Origin of the sequence: Alkalihalobacterium elongatum (assembly GCF_019024285.1) — a bacterium.
Classification (GTDB): domain Bacteria; phylum Bacillota; class Bacilli; order Bacillales; family Bacillaceae_F; genus Alkalihalobacterium; species Alkalihalobacterium elongatum.
In genome coordinates this window covers 63358-87072 of the sequence record NZ_WMKZ01000001.1, presented here as the reverse complement: position 1 = coordinate 87072, position 23715 = coordinate 63358, and the positions used below count along the sequence as shown (strand labels likewise).

At 35.7% G+C, this 23715-nt stretch carries 25 protein-coding genes and 1 other annotated feature; of the genes, 20 read left to right on the top strand and 5 right to left on the bottom strand.

The window, feature by feature from the left end; genetic code table 11:
• The first annotated feature begins 17 nt into the window (after positions 1–17).
• From GKP30_RS00490 to GKP30_RS00465, 6 genes are all read left to right on the top strand, one after another.
• Positions 18–614 (top strand): TetR family transcriptional regulator, encoded by a 597-nt coding sequence (locus tag GKP30_RS00490; protein ID WP_216827426.1) that lies wholly within the window; start codon positions 18–20, stop codon positions 612–614.
• A 13-nt stretch (positions 615–627) separates the two neighbouring features.
• Positions 628–1536 (top strand): cation diffusion facilitator family transporter, encoded by a 909-nt coding sequence (locus GKP30_RS00485; RefSeq protein ID WP_216827425.1) that lies wholly within the window; start codon positions 628–630, stop codon positions 1534–1536.
• Positions 1537–1637: 101 nt separating this feature from the next.
• The gene (locus GKP30_RS00480) at positions 1638–1838 is read left to right on the top strand and encodes a hypothetical protein (protein ID WP_216827424.1); all 201 of its coding nucleotides are present in this window, start codon (positions 1638–1640) and stop codon (positions 1836–1838) included.
• Positions 1839–1952: 114 nt separating this feature from the next.
• Positions 1953–2861, top strand: a complete 909-nt coding sequence (locus GKP30_RS00475; RefSeq protein ID WP_216827423.1) for a DMT family transporter — start codon at positions 1953–1955, stop codon at positions 2859–2861.
• A gap of 287 nt (positions 2862–3148) precedes the next feature.
• Positions 3149–4549 (top strand): SLC13 family permease, encoded by a 1401-nt coding sequence (locus GKP30_RS00470; RefSeq protein ID WP_216827422.1) that lies wholly within the window; start codon positions 3149–3151, stop codon positions 4547–4549.
• Between the two features lie 346 nt (positions 4550–4895).
• Complete coding sequence (locus GKP30_RS00465; RefSeq protein WP_216827421.1) at positions 4896–5390, top strand: fasciclin domain-containing protein; 495 nt, start codon at positions 4896–4898, stop codon at positions 5388–5390.
• Between the two features lie 223 nt (positions 5391–5613).
• Here the strand turns inward: GKP30_RS00465 and GKP30_RS00460 are convergent, their stop codons facing one another.
• Positions 5614–5892 carry a PAS domain-containing protein gene (locus tag GKP30_RS00460; protein ID WP_216827420.1) on the bottom strand — a complete coding sequence of 93 codons (279 nt, stop codon included), beginning with the start codon at positions 5890–5892 and terminating at the stop codon, positions 5614–5616.
• A gap of 120 nt (positions 5893–6012) precedes the next feature.
• On the bottom strand, positions 6013–6318 hold the full coding sequence (locus tag GKP30_RS00455; protein WP_216827419.1) for a DUF3784 domain-containing protein: 306 nt from the start codon (positions 6316–6318) through the stop codon (positions 6013–6015).
• Positions 6319–6545: 227 nt separating this feature from the next.
• Between GKP30_RS00455 and GKP30_RS00450 the strand changes: the two genes are divergently transcribed.
• Positions 6546–6917, top strand: a complete 372-nt coding sequence (locus GKP30_RS00450; protein WP_216827418.1) for a hypothetical protein — start codon at positions 6546–6548, stop codon at positions 6915–6917.
• A gap of 70 nt (positions 6918–6987) precedes the next feature.
• Here the strand turns inward: GKP30_RS00450 and GKP30_RS00445 are convergent, their stop codons facing one another.
• Positions 6988–7308 carry a DUF3592 domain-containing protein gene (locus GKP30_RS00445; protein ID WP_456237149.1) on the bottom strand — a complete coding sequence of 107 codons (321 nt, stop codon included), beginning with the start codon at positions 7306–7308 and terminating at the stop codon, positions 6988–6990.
• A 330-nt stretch (positions 7309–7638) separates the two neighbouring features.
• Between GKP30_RS00445 and GKP30_RS00440 the strand changes: the two genes are divergently transcribed.
• From GKP30_RS00440 to cuyA, 4 genes are all read left to right on the top strand, one after another.
• A complete protein-coding gene (locus tag GKP30_RS00440; protein ID WP_216827417.1) occupies positions 7639–8055 on the top strand; it encodes a hypothetical protein in 417 nt (138 codons plus the stop codon).
• A gap of 138 nt (positions 8056–8193) precedes the next feature.
• Positions 8194–8622 (top strand): hypothetical protein, encoded by a 429-nt coding sequence (locus GKP30_RS00435; protein ID WP_216827416.1) that lies wholly within the window; start codon positions 8194–8196, stop codon positions 8620–8622.
• Between the two features lie 511 nt (positions 8623–9133).
• Positions 9134–9619: a hypothetical protein gene (locus tag GKP30_RS00430; RefSeq protein WP_216827415.1), complete on the top strand. Its 486-nt coding sequence runs from the start codon at positions 9134–9136 to the stop codon at positions 9617–9619.
• A 200-nt stretch (positions 9620–9819) separates the two neighbouring features.
• Entirely contained in the window at positions 9820–10824 is a 1005-nt protein-coding gene (gene cuyA, locus GKP30_RS00425; protein WP_216828055.1) for a D-cysteate sulfo-lyase, read from the top strand.
• Positions 10825–11049: 225 nt separating this feature from the next.
• On the opposite strand, the gene GKP30_RS00420 is transcribed toward cuyA, so the two are convergent.
• Complete coding sequence (locus GKP30_RS00420; RefSeq protein ID WP_216827414.1) at positions 11050–11595, bottom strand: helix-turn-helix domain-containing protein; 546 nt, start codon at positions 11593–11595, stop codon at positions 11050–11052.
• 566 nt (positions 11596–12161) lie between these two features.
• Here GKP30_RS00420 and GKP30_RS00415 point away from each other — a divergent pair.
• The 5 genes from GKP30_RS00415 (at position 12162) to GKP30_RS00395 (ending at position 16410) form a co-directional block, all read left to right on the top strand.
• Entirely contained in the window at positions 12162–12344 is a 183-nt protein-coding gene (locus GKP30_RS00415) for a response regulator (RefSeq protein WP_268884642.1), read from the top strand.
• A 540-nt stretch (positions 12345–12884) separates the two neighbouring features.
• Positions 12885–14303, top strand: coding sequence for a Na+/H+ antiporter NhaC family protein (locus tag GKP30_RS00410; protein WP_216827412.1), 1419 nt, complete (start codon positions 12885–12887; stop codon positions 14301–14303).
• A gap of 203 nt (positions 14304–14506) precedes the next feature.
• Positions 14507–14732, top strand: a binding site (T-box leader).
• Between the two features lie 46 nt (positions 14733–14778).
• Entirely contained in the window at positions 14779–15234 is a 456-nt protein-coding gene (locus tag GKP30_RS00405; protein ID WP_216827411.1) for an HIT family protein, read from the top strand.
• Positions 15227–16039 (top strand): protein phosphatase 2C domain-containing protein, encoded by an 813-nt coding sequence (locus GKP30_RS00400; protein WP_216827410.1) that lies wholly within the window; start codon positions 15227–15229, stop codon positions 16037–16039. Before GKP30_RS00405 ends, GKP30_RS00400 begins: the two co-directional genes overlap by 8 nt.
• Before the next feature lie 167 nt (positions 16040–16206).
• Positions 16207–16410 carry a cold-shock protein gene (locus tag GKP30_RS00395; protein ID WP_216827409.1) on the top strand — a complete coding sequence of 68 codons (204 nt, stop codon included), beginning with the start codon at positions 16207–16209 and terminating at the stop codon, positions 16408–16410.
• Between the two features lie 297 nt (positions 16411–16707).
• Here GKP30_RS00395 and GKP30_RS00390 read toward each other — a convergent pair whose 3' ends face one another.
• Positions 16708–17784 (bottom strand): Gfo/Idh/MocA family protein, encoded by a 1077-nt coding sequence (locus tag GKP30_RS00390; protein ID WP_216827408.1) that lies wholly within the window; start codon positions 17782–17784, stop codon positions 16708–16710.
• Between the two features lie 335 nt (positions 17785–18119).
• Here GKP30_RS00390 and GKP30_RS00385 point away from each other — a divergent pair, with 335 nt between their 5' ends.
• From GKP30_RS00385 to GKP30_RS00370, 4 genes are all read left to right on the top strand, one after another.
• Complete coding sequence (locus GKP30_RS00385; protein WP_216827407.1) at positions 18120–19913, top strand: XylR N-terminal domain-containing protein; 1794 nt, start codon at positions 18120–18122, stop codon at positions 19911–19913.
• Positions 19914–20378: 465 nt separating this feature from the next.
• Positions 20379–21935, top strand: a complete 1557-nt coding sequence (locus GKP30_RS00380; RefSeq protein WP_216827406.1) for a 4-hydroxyphenylacetate 3-hydroxylase N-terminal domain-containing protein — start codon at positions 20379–20381, stop codon at positions 21933–21935.
• Between the two features lie 93 nt (positions 21936–22028).
• A complete protein-coding gene (locus tag GKP30_RS00375; RefSeq protein WP_216827405.1) occupies positions 22029–22988 on the top strand; it encodes a catechol 2,3-dioxygenase in 960 nt (319 codons plus the stop codon).
• Positions 22989–23098: 110 nt separating this feature from the next.
• A complete protein-coding gene (locus tag GKP30_RS00370; RefSeq protein WP_216828054.1) occupies positions 23099–23632 on the top strand; it encodes an FAD synthetase family protein in 534 nt (177 codons plus the stop codon).
• Positions 23633–23715: the final 83 nt, after the last annotated feature.

The following is a 23715-nucleotide window of genomic DNA, read 5'->3' as shown; positions in this document are numbered from 1 at the left end:
TTTCTGGAGGATTGATAATGATAAGAGATAACAAGTATCAATTGTTAGTAAATGCTGCAATTACTGTTATGAAAGAAAAAGGGTTTGAAAAGGCTTCTGTTTCACAAATTGTAAAGGAAGCTGGAGTAGCTCAAGGTACTTTTTACTTATATTTTGACTCAAAAAATGCAGTTGTTCCAGCAATTGCCGAGAAAATTTTAAACGCTCTATTCTTAAAAATAAAACAAAATTTTAAATCAGAGGAAACGATTTTTAATACACTTGAAATGATCGTTGAAGTTACATTTGATATAACGAAGGAATACCGTGAGCTAATCTTGTTCTGCTATTCAGGGCTGGCTTATTACCATTCGTTTGAACGGTGGGAAGAAATTTATCAGCCTTATTATAACTGGCTTGAGCAAAGGCTTCATCATGCTAATGAAAGTGGTTTAATCTATACAAATATTGAGTTAGCTTCATTAGCTAAAATGATTATTAATTTAATTGAAAACTCAGCTGAAACATATTATTTAACGAACCAAATCGATGTAAATACAGAAAATAGTAAAAAACATGTTTTAATGTTTATAAAAAGCGCACTGACTGACTGTCAATCATTAAGAAAAGCCTAGACGAGGTGTTAATATGCATAATTCTTATGCATTGGAAAAGAAGTTGTTGAAGATTTCAGTTTATGGTGCGGTAATGTTTGCTGTGACAGGTGTCATTTGGGGGTATTTAATTTCCTCGCAAATGGTCATGTTTGATGGATTATATTCATTAATAAGTGTGATGTTATCACTGATGTCCTTGTTTGCAGCACAATTTATTCATAAGCGTGATACGAAAAAATTTCCATTCGGTAAGGAAATGCTCGAACCTATTGTCATTATTATTAAATATGCGGTTATTTTGTTACTTTGTGTTACAGCAGTAATTTCAGCGTTAGATGCAATACTATCAGGTGGCCGTGAAACAAATGTCGGTTCTGCACTAGTATACTCCATTTTATCCACTGTAGCGTGTTGGAGAGTTTTCGTTTACTTAAAGAAACAGAAGCAAGGATCTGGTTTAATTCAAGCTGAAGCCAACCAATGGAGAATGGATATGGTACTAAGTGCTGCTGTTCTAGTTGGTTTTTTGATCGCAGCACTTCTGTCTTATACTCGCTTCACGTTTTTAACTCCTTATATAGATCCGCTATTGGTTCTCCTTTCTGCAGGCTACTTCCTTAAGGTTCCTGTCGTAGAAATCTTTAAAGCGTTAAAAGAAGTACTTGAAATGGCACCAGATCAACTTATACAAAAGAAATTTAAATCAGTAATAGATTCGATACAAACTAACTATCATATCGAGGACTCCATTTTACGAATGTCAAAGGTAGGTAGTAAACTATTTATTGAAGTTGACTTTATCCTAAATGATAACTCAAAAGTAAAAACAGTAGCAGATCAAGATTTAATTCGAGAAGAAATTAATAAACAAACTAAGGATCTAAGCTATAAAAAATGGCTTACCGTCTCATTTACGAATGACAGAAAATGGGTAAATTAATGATAATATTCACATGTCGAGCAATAAAGAAAAATTCTCTATTAAATAACCCAAAACAAAACGGAGTGTTTCTACATGAGTAGAGGCGCTCCGTTTTAGGTATGACGACATTACTAGGAATAGAAAGCCGCTGGGTAGGGAGAAGTGAATTAGAATTTCCAGTAACAGGAAGAAGTAGGTTAGAAACAGAGATAAGTAACTTGGTATTGCCAGTAACAGGAAGAAACAGGTTAGAAAAAGCAAAAAGCAACCTACTAGTTATTTCAAAAATAAAAATTATAGCGGTAAAGTATACGGTTTGATGTTAAAGTATTATTAGGTTTCAATTAATTTAAGCGCTTTTAAATAACATTGTTGGTTTTGGCCTGTTAAAAGCCGTAAGAGGGTTTGACAAAGCATTAGGAGGAAAAATTTTTATGCCTGTTGGATTACTATTAACTATTGCCATCATCGCTATATCTTTTGCTGCTATTTTCGTAAAGTGGTCCGAGGCACCAGCTACAATTTTAAGCATGTATCGTATGTATTTAGCTTGTTTTTTGTTATTACCGATTGTCTGGGTGAAAAGAGAGCAATTCCTAAAGCTTTCTAACAGTGACTGGCTCTTTTTATCAATTGCTGGTACTTTTTTGGGAATACATTTTGCGCTTTGGTTTGGGTCTTTAAAACTGACAACAGTGGCTAGCTCAACGATTATTCTTTCTTTACAACCAATTATTGCTTTAATAGGTGGTTTTTTATTTTACAAAGAGAGAGCTAGTTTGTCACTCTTAGTACCGATAGGGATTTCAGTTTTCGGAGTCGTGATGGTTGGCTGGGGCGATTTTGGCCGTGAAAGTCCCACAGCTGTAATCGGTAATTTACTATCTTTTTTAAGCGTAATTGCTGTTGTTGCTTATTTATTAGTTGGTCAAAGTAAAGTAAAGAGTATATCTCATTGGATCTATAGCTTTTGTGTATTCTTATTTGCAGGTGTTGCATTAACTGTTTTCAATCTTTTTATAGGGGTTCCTATGATTGGATACGGAGCACGTGAATGGGGGATTTTTCTATTACTAGCGATCGTACCAACAATTGCTCATGTGATTTTTAACTTTTTATTAAATTATGTGAACACGACAACGATCTCAATGAGCATATTAGGTGAACCAGTGGGTGCAACTTTTTTAGCGGTCCTCCTAATAGGTGAACAAGTTATGATTATGCAGCTTATTGGCGGCGTAATTGTATTAGTAGGAGTATTCTTATTTATATTACAACAAAACAACATTACTCGAGTGAACGTAAAAGAAGCACAAGAAAAAGAGAAAAATATAATGGCTTAGTTTAATTGTTAACGATATAAAAAGTTTCTATTAAACAATAAGGGCATTCCTTCGGTAAATGAGGGGATGCTTTTTTGTTGCTCTGTTAACGTTGAGGGTTGAGAAAATGCGCAAGGGTCTATTCATGTTGATGTGTTAAACACATGGAAGCAGGAATTTTGGTCTTCCATATCAAAAACTATAATATACTAAACTTACATTTAAAATTTTATTAAACAGTTAAAATATCACCACAATTTCTTTTCCGAGAAGAGCAATAATGATTGTTTAGAAAGGGATGATAAATGATGAAGTATAAAGATATAAGTGGGGCAGTCCTATTTGCAATAATTGGCATAGTCGTTGGCTTAATACAACCTTTTCATAACCTTGAACCCCTTGGTCATTACATAATAGGAACGGTTATCATCACGATGGGATTATGGATATTTAAACCTGGTGGAGTGCCGTTTATGGCTGGAAGCACTGTCTTAGTGGCTGGCGGTCTTATTTTCGGACTGCAATATGATGTAGTAGTCTCTGGATTTATAAGTTCATCGGTCTGGATTTTAATACCAGCGTTATACTTCGGGTTTGCGTTACAAAAGACAGGTCTTGGTAAGAGGATAGCCTATCTTGTATTAAAAAGTTTTAAACCTAGCTGGATGACCATGGCCTTGAGCTGGCTAATTATCGGAATTGCTTTATCCGCGCTTACTCCTTCGATAACTGTAAGGATTGCGATTATGATGCCGATTGCATTAGGGGTTATCGAAGCCTGTAAACTAGAATATCGTTCTAGAGGTTCGGCATTTATTTCATTGATATGCTGGGCAATGTGCTTGTTCCCTGGTACCGGATGGCTTACGGGCTCTCTTTCAGGTCCATTAATACTTGGATTTCTTCCAGCTGAACTTAAACATTTAGTTACTTTTGAAACGTATTTTCAGATTTTAGCGTTACCTTGGATGATTATCACGTTTGTATTTGTTATATTAGTCTATCTATTTATGAAACCTAAAGTTGAATTAGGTATCTCCAAAGATACATTTAAAAACGAATACAAAGCATTAGGCCCCGTAAGTCGTCAGGAAATCGTGACAGCTTGTATTTTGTTGGGAACCCTTATAATGTTCACGACGGAGAAATTACACTCAATCCCTGCTCCTGCTGTTGCTTTGCTAGCTCTATTTTCTTTATTAATGTTTAGAATAGTGGAACCAAAAGAAATTGGTACGGGGGCAAATTGGGATGTCATTGTCTTTTATGGTGTAACGATTAGTTTGTCGACCATCTTCATGGCAGCTAATATAGATAGTTGGGTAGCTCCAATGTTATATCCTGCTCTACTAAGCTTAGCAGACTCCCCATTAATTTTTCTATTAGTTGCAACGTTAGTATTTTTCCTGATCCGATTAATCGATGTACCTTGGGGATTTTCTACAATTGCCCTGACAGTAGGGGTTTTGTTGCCATTATTTAATCAATATGGTATTCATCCGTTAGTCTCTTCATTCGTATACCTGGCTGGGATCAACTTCTTTTTGCTTTCGTATCAGCAACCGTGGATGGCAATGGCTGAAAGTGTGATCGAGAACAAAGGTTGGATGAGCAAACATATTTTTGTCGCTGGTATTTGTTATATTGTCGCTGTTATAGTTGCAATCTTTGTTACGTTACCTTATTGGCAATTGATTGGTGTTTTATAGTTTCATGCCATTGGTTTCGTGAAATGAAAATCTCCTTAAACGCTTGTTAATCTTTAAATGGCAAGCGTTTTTTGTGTTTTTGCTGTGAGTGTTGCTTTTTGGAAATTGCGTGAGTATGCAAACAAAAGCTTTGTTAAAAAAACTTAATCTCGTTAATCGGGCTACTTTTGTGACTAGACAGAAAAATACATATTTTATGGATAAAAACACCAAACAAACGAATAATACATTTTAGAGTTTACATATCGGGGGTGTAGCTTCAAAAAGAGTGATGAGACATGGGTATTTTAAATAAATTATTGGGTTACTTGCAAGCAAACTAGAAAAAATATTGGAGGTTTGGTTAATGAAGAAGAAAAGATTGGCTTTAATTATGTTAATATTCGCATTACTTATGTCGTTCTCAACTGGAGTATTGGCAGCAGAAAATCCTGGAGCTAAAAAGGATATTGTGGATACAGCAGTACAAGCTGGCGATTTTAACACATTAGCTGCTGCTCTAGAAAAAGCAGGTCTAGTTGAGACATTAAAGGGTAAAGGACCGTTTACTGTATTTGCTCCTACAGATGAAGCGTTTGAAAAACTTCTAAAAGAATTAGGTGTAACTGCAGAGGAATTATTGGCGCGAAAAGACTTATCAGAGATCTTACTGTATCACGTTGTACCAGGTAAAGTAATGTCTGGTGACCTTAAAGACGGTATGAAGGTAAAAACGTTAGCTGAAAAAGAAGTGACGATTTCACTTAATCCTACTCGAGTGAATAAAGCAAATGTCATCAAAGCAGACATTGAAGCATCAAATGGTGTTATCCATGTAATTGATGCAGTATTAGTACCATAAGGTAACTGAAAACAAAAGAGAAAAGGCTGAATTCCAGATTGGTTTATGGGATTCAGTCTTTTTTGTATTATCTTTTCTCAGAAATTGTTGCTCAACGCTATTAGGGATTAGTTATAAGACCGTAAAAAAGACCTATAATCAAGCGAAAGCCTGGTTAACGAACCAATAGCAGCATAGTTTTCGAAAAACAACTCTTTTAAAACATTTTTTATGCCAAAAGATATCATCCTCTACAAAATAAACTTTCTCCATTATTAAGAGCATGATAAACAGGACAATCGCAAATAGGGACGTGCTCTCCTTTTTGATTAGTGTGATGAATTAATTCGTGTAGATTTTGATCTTTAAAGTCGGATATTGCATACCCTGTTAGCTGTTCAGCAGCTTTATTCCAGAAGATTACATTAGCATTAAGGTCAATTCCGTAAATGCCCTCTGCAACAAAGTCTAGAATTAGTTGATTAATATGATTTAATTTATTGACTTTAGAGTCTGTAAACAATAATTTATCGTATTATCCTAGTTTCTTAGCCCTTTTTTTAGTTTTATTTAAATACCTATGCGCTAGCAGGTGTCAACATAAATACTCTAACATCAGACAAAAAGGTTAAAAAGGTCTGACTTATTTTTTATAGCGATTACCTGTGTTTGCATAAATCAAAAACCATAATATTATCATAATTGCAGGAAGCCAGCCGTATTTCGTGATCCAAGAAATATTTAGAAGTTCTCCTATTCCAGTAATGAAAATGATGCCGCTAAGAACGAACAATAGATTTCCAACCCCATTACATAATGTAGCTTTATCATATTTTGCCTTTTCTTCTTTAGAAGAAGTATTATACCCCGCTATTAACCAACTCCATTGTCTATATTTAATTAAATATCCTAATAAAATAAATAGTGCTACTGTAATGAAATGAACCATGTTTTCCGCTCCTCTAGCTCATTATTTTGAACTACCTTCGACAGAAAAAATGAATATTGTCGCTTTCTGCGCTTGCCTAGGAAATTTTTGAAAAATTCACCGAGTGCACAGCCCCAAAAAAGTGGCATGATTTAGACACACTTTAAAAAAGGGAATAAGGCGTTGGAAGTAAAATAATAACTTAATAATTTAATTGTATACAAAATTGTACTGAAGAGGGTATGTAAATGGCGAAATCTATAAAAGTTTTTCTAAGTGTTCTTATAATTATATTGGCTATAGGTGTAGGAATTACCTTCTACTATTTCATTGTAGGAGAATACGTTACATCAGAAGCAATTGGCATTCAAGAAATAAATGTATTAGAGGACAGCATAATTTTAAAAGGATTTACAGTGAGTAGTGCTGCAGGGTTTAGTAATTACAGTTATGAGATTAACAATGATAAACTCTATATACGCTTAAGGTATAGTATTGTAAGTCCAATTAACCCCGTTGGTGATTTTTCAATCATCATAAGGAAACCGACCAAAGACATCCACAGCATATTAATTCAAGGAAAAGATAAAGAAGACTTAAGATTGATCTGGGAAAAATAATGAAAAGTAAAGTAGGGTTTAATAGGAGAAGGGGTCTATCATTCTAACACCTCCTCCAAGCTACGGTATATCAAAAGAGGATAATGGGACCACTAAGTCCTGCTAGGAAAAAAATAAATCCAAATACAGTTGCAAATACGCCTTTACCCCATACTGAAGACCAGTTATTAATCATTAATTCTTTTTTATTATTTTTTATGTAGTATCTAACTTCAACGGTCTCGCCTATTTGAAATTTATTTTTGTCATACCCCATTAGGGATTTAAAGGTTTTTAATTCTTGTTCAAGTTCATCAAAGTATTCAATAACCGGAAAATATCCGATTGTCCTTGCAACGGGCTCTCTACTTAATTCAATAATCTTACCTTTTGTTACCTTTGAATGTTTCATTGTTCTATCTGTTTTGATAAGGGTAAAGACCCCATAAAGTAAAAATGATATTCCTATAACAAGTGCAGTTGGTTCGATATGTCAACACCTCGCATATTTAGTAGTTTACTATTATTAAATAATTATAATGTATTTCTAGAATAATTTATACAGAGAAAGCTTATGCAAACAATTGATTTTTATAATGATTGTTTTCGACAGCACCAATAAAAAAAGAACTTTTATTTGGAATATCATGGTAAAGTAAACATAGAAAATGACGGATATAAGTCGTTTAAAATGTGGCATTAAAAGTTCTAAAGAAATAGCTTATTGAAGGAGTACTAGACCATGTATCATAGAATTTATTTTATATTGAGTTCTGTACTATTTTTTAACGTTATCGTTGGCTGTCAAAGTGATACAACACTTAATGAAGAGCCTTTCCTCATATCCTATTCACATGACACGATACATCATGAAAATAAAGATGAAATTAATAAGTGGCTAATAGAAGTAAAAGACCAAAGTGAGGTAAAGATACATAGTAACAGGACAATCCCAGGATATAAATACTTTTATGCGAAGGGGTATAATGACGTATTTGTAACTTTTCAAAGATATTTAAAGAATGACGGAGAGTCTAGTTTGATTAAAGCTAACTTTAAGAAAGGCAACCTTGAAGATGAGGTGTTTATAGAAGTGAAATATAACCCTTCCCTATGTTGCGACAGTACAGTGATCGACGATAGTTATGATGGGGAGTAGCTCTATATAAGGACTATACCTAAGTGAAATGTAATCAAATGAGGATACTTAAGGTGTGAAGAAGCCTCATTTAGAAATTAAAGGAGTACATGTGAAAATAGAGAAAAGTAGATTAGTAACGTAGCTAAGGAGAAGCTGTTGATGCATCCAACGACATTTATTGAGTTATCCATTGTTTTCAGTGTCATTATAGTAATCGCTATAATAGCCTTGCTATTTCCTAAAAAAGTGAAGAAGATGGTTTGGATTTTATCAGCAGTTATTTTAATAGCAGGCGTTTCATTTTACACGGCTAGACCGTTTATTGTTGAACATCAAACGGAAAAGGCTGTCGAACAGTTAGAAAAACACTTGGAAGAGACTTATCCAGGTGATGCTTGGGGTATTACAGATACCGATGAACATAGAATGACAAAAGTGGTCTTTCTGCATGTGATTTTTGTTTCCGAGCCTGATATCGTATATGAGTATACTTTTGAAAATAAGACAATTGAACAGGTTGGAATGTGGATGTTATCGGGAGAGCCTGTTGAAGAAAGTGGAGTTAAACCTAAACACAGTGAGTAGTATGAACCAATCTAGTATTGTGAAAGAACGATAAGGAATGATGAATTTAGGAGAGAAAAGGAGAGAAGCGATATTTCCAGTAACAGGAAAAGGTGAGTGAGAAAAAGCGAGAAAGGAGCCAACCTTTCCAGTAACAGGAAGAAGTGAGTCAAAAAAAGCAAGAAGTGATCCGATGATCCCAACAAAAGGAAGAAGTTGGTGGATAAAAGTTGCAAATGTACCCATTTTCACCATCTTCGGGGAAAATTAATGAATTATTCAAAAGGGCAAGCATAGTATTTCCACTATATAAAATAGACTGTGACTCCCTCATCTACCCCATGTCATAATACAAGTTAAACATGAATAAAGGTAAGTGACGGAAAAATATTTGTTAGGACAGGTCATTTTATTTAAAGCCCTAAAACTTGCTTGGAACATACTTAACAAAAGACTTCAAATAATCATGACTTTTCACTAAAGTACCTCACCAACACTAGGGATTCCCAATACTAACGGGGAGGGAAATAACTTGGAAAAGTATATTAGTAACGAAAGAATAAGAGTTTCAAAAAGTAACACCAGTTACCGAGAAAAACCAAAAAAAGAACTGAAAGAAAATCAGATTACTATTCAGATTACCGAAAGCACCTTACAATGGATCATAAATAAGAAAAAATTTAAAGGGATTTCGGATCTTACTGTACAACTAATTGAAGATAAAATTGTAATTAGTGGGGCTACAAAGAAACTAACTATAACTATTAATTTTCAAATCGACCTAAGACCGTTAGTTGCAAGTGACCGTAATCTATCCTTAGAGATCGTCGATATGAAACCGCTTAATCAAAATTGGATCACAAAGAAACTCCTTAATAAACCGCCATTTATTAGCTATCATAAGGGAATTATTCATCTGGATTTTAATTATATTGAAAAAGCAAAAATGATTCAGTTTGGTAATTTGAAGCATTTTGAGGTAAGGAACGAAGTACTGTGGATTGGCGTTGGGGTTTAATGGAACTTTAGTGGTAAGGTCCCTGCTACAACGCATCGGGGCCTTTTTAATGTAAGTTAAATACAAATATTACATAAATATAGATTTCTATCACTGCTATAGTAAACACTTAAAGGTTAACACACTTGTAATAACTCATGTAAAATATACTCAACAAGGGATAGAAATCCATCCATAATAATAAGGGAGAGATACCGATGATGAATATAGCTCACTATCCAAGGAAGCGTTATACAGATGCGGATACACCGATTGAAAATGCAAGTCATTTTTCTAAGGTACTGAATGGACCAAACATTTACATAAAAAGAGACGATTTATTAGGACTAACTGAAGGCGGAAATAAAACGAGGAAGTTAGAGTTTCTAATCGCTGATGCCCTGGCAAAAGGTGCAGATACAATTATCACGGCCGGAGGAATTCAATCTAATCACTGTCGTCTTACCCTAGCTGCGTGTGTTAAAGAAAATATAAAGTGCATTTTAGTTTTAGAGGAAAATAAAGAAGATGCCTTTGACTTGAAGACGAATGGGAACTTTTTACTATATCAATTGTTAGGTACAGAATCGATTAAAATAATCCCCAATGGAACTGACGTGTATGAAGTTATGGAACAGCTTGCAAAGGAAGTAAAGGATAACGGTGGATCACCATATGTTATCCCTGTCGGCGGATCAAATGTTATAGGAGTTACTGGCTATGTGGCATGTGCAGAAGAAATACATAAACAATCGGATGATTTAGGTTTACAGTTTGATTATGTCATTTGTGCAAGTGGAAGTGGGGGCATGCATGCTGGACTAGTTAGCGGATATACAGGCCTACAAAGTGAGACAAAGGTTATTGGTATCAATGTGAGTCGAGGGAAAAACGAGCAAGAAGAAAAGGTTTATCAGCTAACGAAAGAAACCTTAGCTTATCTCAAAGTAGATGAAGGCATTTCAAGAGAAAAAATCACATGTTTTGATGAATATGTCGGACCTGCGTATGCAGTTCCAACCGAAGGAATGCTTGAGGCGGTAAAGCTACTAGCGAGAACAGAAGCGATTTTACTTGATCCCGTATATACTGGGAAGGCAATGGACGGTTTAATTAGCCTAACACAGCAAGGTTATTTTAAATCTTCCGATAATATTTTATTTTTACACTCGGGAGGAAAACCTGCAGTTTATGCATATGCCCCGATTTTTCAACAGAAAATCTAACAAGAACTTTTCTTATCCTAAGTTTATAAGATTTTATAAATACCACGAACTTACTATAAAAACACTAAAAAACTAGCTTAGGAACAAGAGGGATTGCCCCTCTATACTATAGGCTAGTTTTTTATTATGTATTGGATGAGTAACTCAAAAGAGGATAATAATATTTAATATGTTAGTAGTCTACTATTAAAAGATTTAGTAAAAAATTTTTCTATCACTAAGTATTTATTTTTCATCTTCAACTAAATCAGTTATATCCATTGAAGCTGTAACGGCCCCAGTGATTTCTCCGTTACTATCAAATAGTGGCTCTCCATATACATAATAATAATGATCACCAGTGGATAGGGGGAAACATATCTTTTTCTTGACTTTCCTACCATTCCTTATGACTTCTTGCTTAAGCTCCATTAATTTTAATGTCCCATCATTTATAGCAATCTCGTCATCTCTCTTTCCTATGGTGCTATCTGTATCAAAATCGGGATGAGGGTTATAGATCCAAGTATATCTTAATTCCAAATCACAATGAGCAATAATCATTGGAGAGTTTTTAAGGGCTAATTGAAAAGGTTCACTAAACTCTCTAGTAAAAAAAGCAGAGGGGTTTATCCCTAGGGTATTTGCTATATTTTTAGCCACTTCAAAGCTTGGGTTGCGGCTCCCATTTTCAATCTGTGTATAAAAAGCACGATTGATAAAAGCCTTTGTTGCAACCTCATCTTGTGTTAACCCTTTTTCTTTTCGTATTTCTCTTAACCAGTTTCTCAATTGAAAAATCCTTTCTATACTTAAGTAGCAATTGGGGGATTTAAATATAATTATTATATAAGAAAAGTAATACTTATAAAAAGAAGAGGTGGCTAATAGCCACTTACTATTGAAGCAAAGTTAAGTACAATATTATTATATTTACCCTAGAATTATAAGTAAAACAATAGAGCGAGGCGATAAGGTATAAAAATAAGATTTATGATGTTCTACATGATTATGGAAACGGCAATATTGAAATTAGAAAAGACCATTCAACCTTTTACGGTGACATCAAGCTAGTAAAAGTACATGAAGTACAATCTCACAGATAAATAAACATAATTCATCCTATTTTTCTACTAGGTAGTGTCAAGCCAAACTAGGAAACTACTACCTTCACCTATATGTCTCATACAATGTTTGATCTAGCTTTTTCCACTGCGTGTAAAATAAGTACCTGTTTATACTCGAATTTCTTCATTTAATTCCTTCATACATATTACAATATGATTTTCTTGACATAATAAGCAATATCAGGGAATCTACTGATTATTTTTACTCCAGAAAAGTGTTACTTTTATACTATGGCCGCTAACAACGGTAAGGAAGCAATCGATATGTTTATGAAGCCCTATCACCGTGAAGAAGACAAGGATCACTACTCTGTTGTATTGATGGACATTCAAATGCCAGTTATGAACGGATATGAGGCGACCAAGAGATTAAGAAGGTATGAGCTTAAAATCAACTTGCCCGCACTCCAATAATAGCACTTACAGCTTATGCGCTAAAAGAAGATCGTCTGAAAACGCTAAAAAGCGGTTGTGATGAGCATATCTCGAAGCCTATTCGTAAACAGGAGTTATTAGCAGTATTGAGGAATTATATAGACTAGTCATTTTGTATGGACATTAATATTAATAGGGATAAAACATTTTGAAGTACATAGTATTACGCAGCTTGTTACGCCGATAAACCGAAAGTTGCGCCATATTTATAGGAACAATGAACCTTCCCAACATAATGAGGAAGGTTTTTTCATTGAATATGATCGATTTCTTAAAGTTGAGCAGACTTGAAGCACATTTATAATTAAGTACGTGGGAAATTTTAATTTACACGCTGAATCCAAACGTCATCCATCCTATAAAGTACATTGTTCAAAAAGATCATTCCAATCAAAATAGATCAATCCAGGTAGTAAGCCTCGACTTGTAAGTATAATATTCCATCTCAATCAAAAGATAGGATAGACGAAACCATCTTTAGTATTTTTCACTAAATTAATTGGGAGAAGGTGATTGAGAATGGAAACAACCTGGTATTCAATTATTCCGTTTTTAGTTGTAATCCCAGTAGCAATTTATACAAAACAAGTACTTCCAGCACTTTTTCTAGGATTATTAGTGGGGTCTTATTTGATGGAACCGACCATAATTGGCGGAATCCAAACTTTGTTTACCTATGTCGTACAAGCCCTAATTGATCCGAATAATATTAAGATCATTGTTTTTCTTTATGCATTTTCAGGCCTTGTTGGGATGATCAAAATGACGGGCGGCATTCGCGGTTTCGTCGAGAAAGCAGCTGAAAAAATACAAACACGAAAACAGGCACTCCTTTTAACCTATGTATCAACGATCGGAACGTTTGCTGCGCCTACCTTTCGTTTTGTTACCATAGCGCCCATTATGAGAGCATTACTTAAAAAGATTAAAATGACGACAGCAGAGCTCGGTTTTGTAATCGAGACTACTGCTACGCCTGTTATTGTGTTAATTCCTGTCGCTACCGCGTTTGTAGGTTATATGGTCTCCATTATTCAGATTGCTACCGAAAGTCAGGAGATAGCCGTAGATCCGTACTCGCTCTTTATACAAAGTATTCCGTTCAACTTTTTTTCGATCGTGACAATTATTTTAGGGATTTATTTAAGCTTTTTCCATCATTCCAAAAAGAAATCAAATGCACCAACACAAATCGATGAAAAGGCAGCAGATGATGATAATAGTGATTGGCATGATTGCCACCCAGCAGTTGCTAATGAGTTACCAATTAAACCATTTAATCTGTTACTCCCCTTGATTATGGTCATTAGCTTTACGTTATTTTTAACTTGGTGGGATGGCCATCAGAAAGGCTACGATTTTTTTGAAGCATTTATTAAAGCAGAAGTGCTTGATGCAATGGTCATTGCACTTCTTATTACCGTATTAGTGTCTATTGGCTTTTATTTACTTCAGCGATTTAAATTGGACAGGCTGATTGCAGGTTTTATGGAGGGTGGCAATGAATTAATGTCGGTCATTCTATTATTGTCAGTTGTTTGGGGGCTATCATCAATTACGGATGACTTAGGGTTTTCAAGCTTTATAACAGCTCACTCTGGGTGGATCCCGCAGGTGTTCATTGCTCCACTTATCTTTGTGTTTGGTGCAGCAGTTTCTTATTTTATCGGTTCAGCTTGGGGGACATGGGGGATATTAATGCCTCTTGGTATATCCCTGGCAAGTGTAGGAGATGTGCCCCTACCATTAGTCGTTGGTGCAGTATTTGCAAGTGGAGCTTTCGGAGCATTTGCTTCACCTCTTAGTGATGATACCAATACAATCGCGAAAATATTGAACCTTTCCGTTATCGAATATGCGAAATATAAGTTAAAACCAGCATTGATTGCAGCCGCTATAACAGTTGTGCTTTATTCTGTAGTAACATTTTTGTATTAGGATATGGGAAAGTACCCGTGGTGTGATGTTTTATGAAAGGCTTCTCCTTTTTCAAAGAAGGTTACTCTATGTTATTGGAACGATAATCAAGCGAGTGCTTGCTTTTTCTTAAGGATTAAATTTAAATGGAAATTTTTTTTGGAAAATGGTTGACTAAATCTTACAGAAAATTATATTATAAGTAAAACTTTTCCAAATATTAACACAACACAATGAATAGGAGTAGTAAGGAATAATTATTGTCCAGAGAGCTGTCATTTGCTGAAAGGCAGTCAATAATTTCCCCAACTCGCCTAGGAGTGGTTAAGCTGATATGTAGGCTTAAACGGTTTACTGCCGTCATCTAGTAGTTAAGAGGGTTTGTTTGTGTTTGATATTCACAAACCAAGAAGAGTGGTACCGCGTTGGGATTATCCTGTCGTCTCTTTATGAGATGATGGGTTTTTTTTATTTCTAAGTAAATGGGGGAGTTTTAATGAGTGCTGATTGTTTCATTTGTAATAAACATAAAGGTACTGTAGAAACGGATGGAGAAGTTATTTACGAAGACGATTTTGTTTACGTAGGACACATTGATAACGGTGGAAAGCCTAATTATCTAGGGCATATAATCATCGATTTGAAAAGACATGCACCAACTTTAGCTGAAATGATCCCTGAAGAAGCGAAGGCGTTTGGGGTAATTATGGCAAGAGTAAGTCAAGCACTAAAAGCAACAGAGGGAGCTGAACATGTATATGCTTTAGTTTCTGGCAATGCTGTACCGCACCTTCACATGCATTTAATTGCCCGTTATCCAAATACACCTGAACAATATTGGGGACCCTTTGCAGTGTACGATGCACCTAATGCTAGAATGGGGAGTAATGATGAAGTAATTCAAGTCTGTCGAAGAATAAAACAATTCTTGAAGGACAGTCCGTATGAGTAAAGCCATTGATGTAACGGACTATTACTGGGTAGGAAGTCAAAAAGACTATGTCGATGAAATTAACGTTTACCACATTCATGATGTTGTTGTAGGACGATTTGGTGGTAATTCAAATGCTGGAGCATATAAAAATGAGGATGGGTGCATCGTTTGGGTTAATAAAGAGTTAGACGTAGAATTTATGGTATTGCTAGACGCACACAATACGTCAGAAAGTGCTGAATTAGTAATAGATACTATTGTATCACTTTCGGCGGAAATAAAAACGAGAATAAGACTTCAGCCAAAACTAGCTTTTAAAAGCATATCAAAGTTGCTTTTGACCACTTTTGAAAGCCAACGTTTTAGAAAGGCTTGCCAATGTATTCAAGGTGAAACAGCTTTTCTATGTGTTGTAAGAAAAGGAAAGTTTCTATGGTGGTTCTCGGTAGGCGACTGTATTCTTTATCATGCTCATCCTGAACTAGCCTCACTAAACGAATATCAACAAAATCACCGAAGTTTTTACGAATGGATAGGCAGAACTAATACATTTGACCTGGAAGTACCGTGTTACAGTATGGGAACAAAAGAACTGCGACAAGGTAAAAATCATTTATTTTTAACGACTGATGGACTTGTTGAATGTCCAAATACAAATTATAGTAATCCAATTGAGATCTTTAAACATTTTGAAGTATCAACTAATGATAAAGGTGTGTTGAAATTGTTAAATGATATTAAAGAAAATAATGTCCGTGACAGTACGACGATCTTATCTTGGTTGGTTGATATTGAGGGAGATGGATGTCGACCAAGTAAGTGACAGAAAAATAGTATTTGCTTTTCCAATTTTTTTCTGTTACTCTAAATAAGAATTATTTTTGTTCGGTCGGTAAACAAAGACTAAATTGTAACTTTTTCGCCTTTGATATCTATTTGAGCAATGATAGTAATAAAAAGTGGAATGATATCCACACAGGAGGAACCAACATGCAACAAGGTACAGTAAAATGGTTTAACGCAGAAAAAGGATTCGGATTTATCGAAATCGAAGGTGGAGAAGACGTATTCGTACATTTCTCGGCTATCCAAGGCGAAGGTTTTAAATCTTTAGAAGAAGGCCAAAAAGTTACTTTTGACACAGAGCAAGGTCAACGCGGTCTTCAAGCTACTAACGTAAACAAATCTTACTAATAGTAAGTAATAAAAGGTCTCTATTTTAGAGGCCTTTTTATTTTTGGAGAAAAATATTAAATCAAAATAATAAAAAGGCTGACTAGTTGGTGCCTGACCCCTTAATCTGATAATAAATTCGAATGTCACTCGAAATTTTTACGGTAGATGAAGGTTGGTTAGGACACTTTGTTTTAGTCAGCCTTTAATACAAGATGGTACAAGAATTAAATGGTAGACAAAGCATAACATACTATTCTTAGAATACCTAATGAAATTTGAAACAACTTATGCTAAAGAGCAAAACCACTGCATTTATTATAAAACCACCTTTCGCCCTTCCCTTGCAGACAAGCGGATGGCATCGAGAATTATTTGAACTTCATGGCCATGTTCAAATGTTGGAACATGTGGATGTGGTGTATTATCCTTTATGGTTTGAGAAACGGCATCTAACATCGGATAGAACGCTTGGTAGTACGATAAAGCTCGAGCTGAAAGGTTTATTGGCTCTTGAATTTTAGCAGAAAGTTCAACAGGGGTTAGCTGACTATCGCCAATTCCAACTTCAACATACTGGTCATCAGTCATAATAAGTGTTCCATTCGTACCGAACACTTCTAAGCGCCACTGATTCGCTTTATGATGAGCTGCAGATGTTAACTCCACTGAAAAAGTCGCACCTGTGTCAAATGTACCTGTTGTTTGGAAGGCATCTTCAGCTGTACGCACTTCGGTTTCACCATCTGAAGTTACAGAAGGTATATGAATAGGAAGCTGACCATAGATATCTCTTACCTTATGACCTGTCCACCACAATAGGGAATCAAACATATGAGAACCGATCGCTCCTAGCATCCCACCGCCGAACTGTTGCTGTCCGAGCCAGCCTCTTTTATTCTTTGAGAGTGATTGATACCCATTGAACGTACATTTATATTGAATATGTAAAATCTCTCCTAGTTGTCCACTAGATAAAATTTCTTTTACTTTTTGTCTCGCAGGTAAAAAACGAAACTCAAAATTAATAAATCCAAATAATCCAGCTTTACTTTTAGCTTCGAGCATTTCCTGCGATTGCCTTGCATCAAATGCCATTGGTTTTTCGCAGTAAATATGTAGTTTGCGCTTTAGCCCTTCTACCGCCATCTCATGATGTAAGTAAGGGGCAGATGCGATCGAGAGAAGGTCTAACGACTCTTGTTCAAGCATTTTCTTCCAATTGCTATAAACAGCGGTGATTCCTGTTTCTTTCTCGACGTCTTCTAAACTCCCTCGATGTACACTCGATATTGCTACAACCTCAAAATCAGGGTGATTTTTCATAATCGGTGCATGAACTTTAGATCCAAACCCTGTTCCAATAATACCCACTCGTATTTTATGATGTCCCATAAAAACCTCCTTGTTGTCGATAGCTTTAGAATAGCATAAATGGTTATGGTTATATAAATTAGAGGTTCAAAAAGAATTAAAATACTGTTTTCTATGGGAAGAAGGAACATTATCAAAAAGCTTTTACTATCTAGTTTTAGAACGGCTCTATTTATACTATACAAAAGATAAAGTAATTCTTTAAAGAACTATATCTTTTGGTGGTGTGAAAACACTATTAGATTTGTTATTATAGAGGAAATAATGTAAACGCTTACAAATTTATAATTTATTAGTACATAAGTCATTACTTTACTCCATAAAAAATTACTATAAGGGAGATGTTGGCACTGGAAATGAAAGCACACCATCTACTATTTCAAAATTCTATTGATGTTAATCCAAGAATGGGTACCATCAAATTGAATGAGAAAAGAATGGCATTGATGTCAGTCGAGGCGCTTGGGTTTTTGCGGAGGGATTTGGTTGCTACTTTAGGTATTGAACGTGCTAAGGGCTTTTTGCTTCGATATGGATGGACTAGTGGGTACAATGATGCAGATTCGATTGAGAAGATGTATACGTGGAAGTCGAAAAAGGAGCTTATTCTTGCAGGACCAGCCATTCATACATTAGAAGGTGTTGTTACTGTAGAGCCAGATGAATTGGAATTTAGTGAAGACAAATTTTACATGTCTGGTTACTGGCGTTATTCATTTGAAGCAGAAGAGCATATTCGCCATTTTGGGTATAGTGATGAAACGGTTTGTTGGATGTTGGTAGGATACGCTACAGGTTTCCTTGAAAGGGTAACAGGTATGAAGGTGGTCATTTATGAGACGAGCTGTGTAGGTAGGGGAGATGATCATTGTTATTTTGTTGCTCAAAGTGTAGACCGATGTGAACCACAATATCTTGAAATATTGCGTTATTATGAAGAGGATTCTCTCGTTACTGAATTAGATAAAATGTACAATGAAGTTAAAACGTTAAACCATGCAATTATCCGTTCTGAAGAATTTAATAAACATTTAACAAGCTTGTTATTAGAAGGAAAAGATCTTGCCTATTTAGTTGAAGTCATTTCGAAGGCAATAGGTAAAAGTGTAATTATCGATAGAGAAGGATTAAATAGGCCTCTAGAGTCTTTATTTATTCAAGAGACTGATTTTCAGAATTATCAGAATTTCAAAAGGCAAGAAAGACTTTCGATACATGATACTATTTATGTATTTAACATTATGTCAAATAATTTATGTCTTGCTAGAATGCTAGTTGTTAGTTCTAACGAGATTTCAAAAGAAGAAAGAATGATGATTGAAAGTGCCTTGTCTGTCTTATCAATTCATCTTTATACACAACGTTATATAGCTAAATCGTTGTGGCGAAAAAAAGTTAACTTTTTTGAAGAACTCCTTGATAATAAATACGATACGGAGCAAATTTTACAAAATGCTAACCATTTATTTGATTTTAACTTTGAAACTAAAAATAGAGTCATTGTCATAAGGAGTGTGCCAGAGTGCAACAACGAAGATATTAGAAGTATTTTAACGAAAACCTACCCTTCTAATGAAATATTTATGAAGAAAGAATACGTAGTAATGATTGCGAACGAAACGATAGAGAATGAATTAGTATGTACCAAGTTTTTACTTGATATCGAAGATTTGCTACAACGAAATATAAACCATACAACCTTTTATGTTGGGGCTGGTAGAGTTTCAGATTCGATAAATGAAATTGGTGAGAGTTATAAAGATGCTTTTCGTATAAGTAATTTTTTAAGTCTAGCCTATCCAACTAAAAATAAAGTAGCTGTCTATGAACAATTAGATCCAATCATGCTGTTTCTAAATAGCATGGAGCCTAAGGAATTATTAAATTTTTGCAAAAAGACATTGGGGAAATTAATGCAATACGATGAGAATAATGAAGCAAATTTAATTCAGACGTTAAAGAGTTATTTAGATAACAATGGAAACTTAAATCAAACAGCAAGCGAGCTGAATTTATCTATACCAGGGTTACGCTATCGCTTGGATAAAATAAAGTCGTTATGCGAAATTGATTTTAAAACAGGTCAAGGGTGCTTTCATGGACAAATTGCCATCCAAACCTATTATACAATTGAAACGTTAAAGTCATAAGTACATGAAATCCAATTATATAAAACTAGGTCTGAAGCGACCTACCAGGGACTGTTGAGAGTATATACTCAACAGTCTTTTTTATGGAGTGTTTCTTAGAAGAGTAAGTCTGGTGACAAAAGGAGAGGGACCGTGCCCAACAGAGAAAAAATTAGGAGGAAGCAGGAATAAAAGAAGTGTAGCATACCTGCTAGAGGTAAAATTGGAAAAAGAGTGAACGAAATCGGTAACCGAATGATCAATAGAACATTTCATACAAAAATGAATGAAATGCCTCCCATAGTCAACTCCACCTACAAGGACTTTCTAGTTTTGATAGTAAAAGTGTAAAACTCCATATTTTTAGATAATTACAAATATTCAATCAAAAATGTATTATTGATAACAAGGAACGAGACACCGCATAAATGTAAGCGCTTTAACAATAAGTTCCATATACTTGTAATCCTAAGGGAGGTAATTGGTTTGGCAGTAGAACAGAAATTGAGAAGGCCGTTGACAGGCGAAGAGTACTTAGAAAGTATTCGAGATGGTAGAGAGATTTGGCTTCATGGCGAAAAGGTCAACGATGTGACGACACATCCAGCATTTCGAAATGCCGCAAGATCGATTGCTAGATTGTATGACGCACTTCATGATGAGCAAACAAAAGATACTTTAACTACGAAGACGGATACAGGAACAGGTTCCTACACACATAAATTTTTCCGTGCACCGAAGAGCCCTCAAGACTTAATTGAAGATCGTGATGCAATTGCAGAGTGGGCGAAGTTAACGTACGGCCAAATGGGGCGAACACCAGATTACAAGGCTTCTTTTCTTGGAACATTAGGATCGCACGTAGACTTTTATGCACCTTATGAAGACAATGCTAAGTTTTGGTATAAGGAAGCACAGGAGCGTAACTGGTTTTTCAACCATGCGATCATAAATCCGCCGATTGATCGAAATAAACCTGTACATGAAGCGGGTGACGTGTTTATCCGGGTCGAGAAAGAAACAGATCAAGGTATTATCGTAAGTGGTTCAAAAATGGTAGCGACGAGTTCAGCACTTACTCACTTTAACTTTGTAGGCCACTATGGAGTTCCAATACAAAAAGAGGAGTTTGCAGTCGTGTTTATTGCCGCGATGAATTCACCAGGTGTGAAGTTAATTAGTCGAAGCTCTTATGAAATGAATGCTGCTGTGATGGGTACGCCTTTTGATTATCCACTTAGTAGCCGCTTCGATGAAAATGATGCCGTACTAGTCTTTGAGAATGTCCTAATTCCATGGGAGAATGTCCTAATCTATAAAAATATTGAAAAAGTAAATCAGTTTTTCAACGTAAGTGGATTTGTAAACCGATTTACTTTTCACGGGGCAACGAGACTTTCAGTGAAGCTAGACTTAATTTCAGGAATTATGTTGAAAGCTGTAAAAACAGCTGGAACGGATGCTTTTAGAGGCGTCCAAGCAAATGTTGGTGAAATTATCGCTTGGAGAAATCTATTCTGGTCATTAACGGATGCCATGGCTCTAAACCCAGAACCAGGACCTAATGGAACCGTATTACCAAGACTAGAAGGTGGAATGGCTTACCGTGTATTTATGACCGAAGCCTGGCCACGAATTAAAGGCATCATCGAGCAGGTTTGTGGGGGGAACTTAATTGTTCAACCTTCAAGTGCACTAGATTTTAAAAATGAAGAATTAAGACCTATTATTGATAAGTTCTATCGAGGCTCTCATGGAATTGATGCTCTTGAAAAGATTAAAATTGTCAAATTGTTATGGGATGCAATTGGAACAGAGTATGGTGGTAGACATGAGTTATATGAAAGAAATTATGCTGGCAACAATGAAGCGATTCGATTTGAGACGTTGTTTGCTGCTCAAGGATCAGGGAAGGCTGCGGAGTTTGAAGCATTTGCCGAACAGTGTATGAACGACTACGACTTAAACGGATGGACGAATTCGACATGGATCAACCCTGATGATGTGAGCTTTATTAAAAGCACGAACTTTAAAATGTTATAAGAAAGTTTTTCGTTGCCTCGGTGAAAATTTTAAATTTTCAGTATAAGGGTAAAAAATACCAAAAAAATTATTAAAATTCCAGGAGGTTTTATTATGTCAAATTTTGATGTTGCGCAATTAGCTCATGTGGAATTATATACGCCAAAGCCTGAAGAAACATTGAAGTTTTTTACGCAGTTTCTCGGTTTACAAGAAACGACAAGAGAAGGTCAGTCTGTCTATCTTAGAGCTTATGAAGACTTTTACCATCACACGTTAAAAATTACGGAAGCTAAGGAAGCAGGGATGGCCCATTCTGCTTGGAGAGCAAGTTCAGAAGCAGCTCTTTATCAAAGAGTTCAAGCATTAGAAAAAAGCGGCTATGGGAAAGGTTGGATTGAAGGAGACATCGGCCATGGTCAAGCGTATAAGTTCCAAACGCCAGACGGACATAATATGGAAATTTTATGGGATGTAGATTACTATCAAGCTCCAGAGGACCAGAAGACAATGCTAAAGAGTCGCCCACAAAAAAGACCAAATGTTGGTATTCCAGCTCGTCGTCTAGACCATATTAATTTGATGTGCAGTGATGTTACAAAAAATAAGCAATTCATGGCCGATCAGTTAGGATTTAAGCTTCGTGAAAACATTGTCATGAACGACGGTACAGAAATCGGTGCATGGATGAGTGTAAGTCCTCTCGTTCATGAAGTCGCACTAATGGGTGATCAGTCTGGACAAAAAGGACGGTTCCACCACATTGCATACTGGTACGGTTATCCGCAACACTTAATGGATGTAGCCGATTTACTGGTTGAAAACGATATCCAAATTGAGGCAGGTCCTGGAAAACATGGAGTTAGTCAAGCGTACTTTATGTATGTATTCGAGCCAGGAGGAAATCGTGTCGAGTTATTTGGGGATGCAGGTTACCTTATTTTTGACCCTGATTGGAAACCAATTACATGGAAAGAAGAAGAGCTTGAGAAGGGCATTATTTGGTATGGTTCACAGCTGCCTGAAGAATATTTTCTTTATGGTACACCACATAAGGCGCCTGTTAAAGGTTAACATAACTAGCCGTTGTAGATGGAAAAATACTAGGAAAATCAGGTGGAGAAACACCTCCACCTGGTTTAAAAACATGAAAGATGAAAATTCAAAAGCTACATGGAAAGTGGGTGAAAATTGTGCACATCCATCAAGCTGAAACACTTTCATTAAATGCATCTATTGTCGCGATTGGTGCCTTTGATGGCGTCCACCTCGGGCATCAAGCGGTTATTCGTAAAATGATTGAAAAAAGCTTACTCCTAAAAATTCCTAGTGTTGTTTATACGTTTGACCCACCGCCACGGGTTTATTTTAATAACACAAAACAACTCACTTCAATAAAAGAAAAAATCGAAAAGATAAGTTTACTCGGCGTCGACCATGTTGTTGTTGCCCGTTTTGATTACCACTATTTGAACCGAAGTGTCGATCAATTCATTAATGAACTTTTTGCACTAAATCCGAAAGAAATAATTGTTGGAGACGATTTTCGATTTGGAAAGGGTCGCAACGGCGGAATAGAAGATCTAAAGAGAGTATTTCAAGTAAAGGTCATTGAAAAAATTTGCTGTGAAAAAGGCAGAGTTATTTCTTCTACACGAATACGTGAAATGCTATTAAACGGGGAAAATGAAGAAGTTGAAGCACTTCTAAATGGCTAGTCTACCATGCTATCAACTGGACTATTCGTAATTAACTCTTTTATTAAGCTATGTCTTACCTAAAATCATAGTGTCGCCAAATG

Coding starts and splice junctions, on each gene's coding strand:
- GKP30_RS00490 (WP_216827426.1), top strand. CDS start 18: ATGATAAGAGATAACAAGTATCAATTGTTAGTAAATGCTGCAATTACT.
- GKP30_RS00485 (WP_216827425.1), top strand. CDS start 628: ATGCATAATTCTTATGCATTGGAAAAGAAGTTGTTGAAGATTTCAGTT.
- GKP30_RS00480 (WP_216827424.1), top strand. CDS start 1,638: ATGACGACATTACTAGGAATAGAAAGCCGCTGGGTAGGGAGAAGTGAA.
- GKP30_RS00475 (WP_216827423.1), top strand. CDS start 1,953: ATGCCTGTTGGATTACTATTAACTATTGCCATCATCGCTATATCTTTT.
- GKP30_RS00470 (WP_216827422.1), top strand. CDS start 3,149: ATGAAGTATAAAGATATAAGTGGGGCAGTCCTATTTGCAATAATTGGC.
- GKP30_RS00465 (WP_216827421.1), top strand. CDS start 4,896: ATGAAGAAGAAAAGATTGGCTTTAATTATGTTAATATTCGCATTACTT.
- GKP30_RS00455 (WP_216827419.1), bottom strand. CDS start 6,318: ATGGTTCATTTCATTACAGTAGCACTATTTATTTTATTAGGATATTTA.
- GKP30_RS00450 (WP_216827418.1), top strand. CDS start 6,546: ATGGCGAAATCTATAAAAGTTTTTCTAAGTGTTCTTATAATTATATTG.
- GKP30_RS00445 (WP_456237149.1), bottom strand. CDS start 7,308: ATGAAACATTCAAAGGTAACAAAAGGTAAGATTATTGAATTAAGTAGA.
- GKP30_RS00440 (WP_216827417.1), top strand. CDS start 7,639: ATGTATCATAGAATTTATTTTATATTGAGTTCTGTACTATTTTTTAAC.
- cuyA (WP_216828055.1), top strand. CDS start 9,820: ATGAATATAGCTCACTATCCAAGGAAGCGTTATACAGATGCGGATACA.
- GKP30_RS00415 (WP_268884642.1), top strand. CDS start 12,162: ATGGCCGCTAACAACGGTAAGGAAGCAATCGATATGTTTATGAAGCCC.
- GKP30_RS00410 (WP_216827412.1), top strand. CDS start 12,885: ATGGAAACAACCTGGTATTCAATTATTCCGTTTTTAGTTGTAATCCCA.
- GKP30_RS00405 (WP_216827411.1), top strand. CDS start 14,779: ATGAGTGCTGATTGTTTCATTTGTAATAAACATAAAGGTACTGTAGAA.
- GKP30_RS00400 (WP_216827410.1), top strand. CDS start 15,227: ATGAGTAAAGCCATTGATGTAACGGACTATTACTGGGTAGGAAGTCAA.
- GKP30_RS00395 (WP_216827409.1), top strand. CDS start 16,207: ATGCAACAAGGTACAGTAAAATGGTTTAACGCAGAAAAAGGATTCGGA.
- GKP30_RS00390 (WP_216827408.1), bottom strand. CDS start 17,784: ATGGGACATCATAAAATACGAGTGGGTATTATTGGAACAGGGTTTGGA.
- GKP30_RS00385 (WP_216827407.1), top strand. CDS start 18,120: ATGAAAGCACACCATCTACTATTTCAAAATTCTATTGATGTTAATCCA.
- GKP30_RS00375 (WP_216827405.1), top strand. CDS start 22,029: ATGTCAAATTTTGATGTTGCGCAATTAGCTCATGTGGAATTATATACG.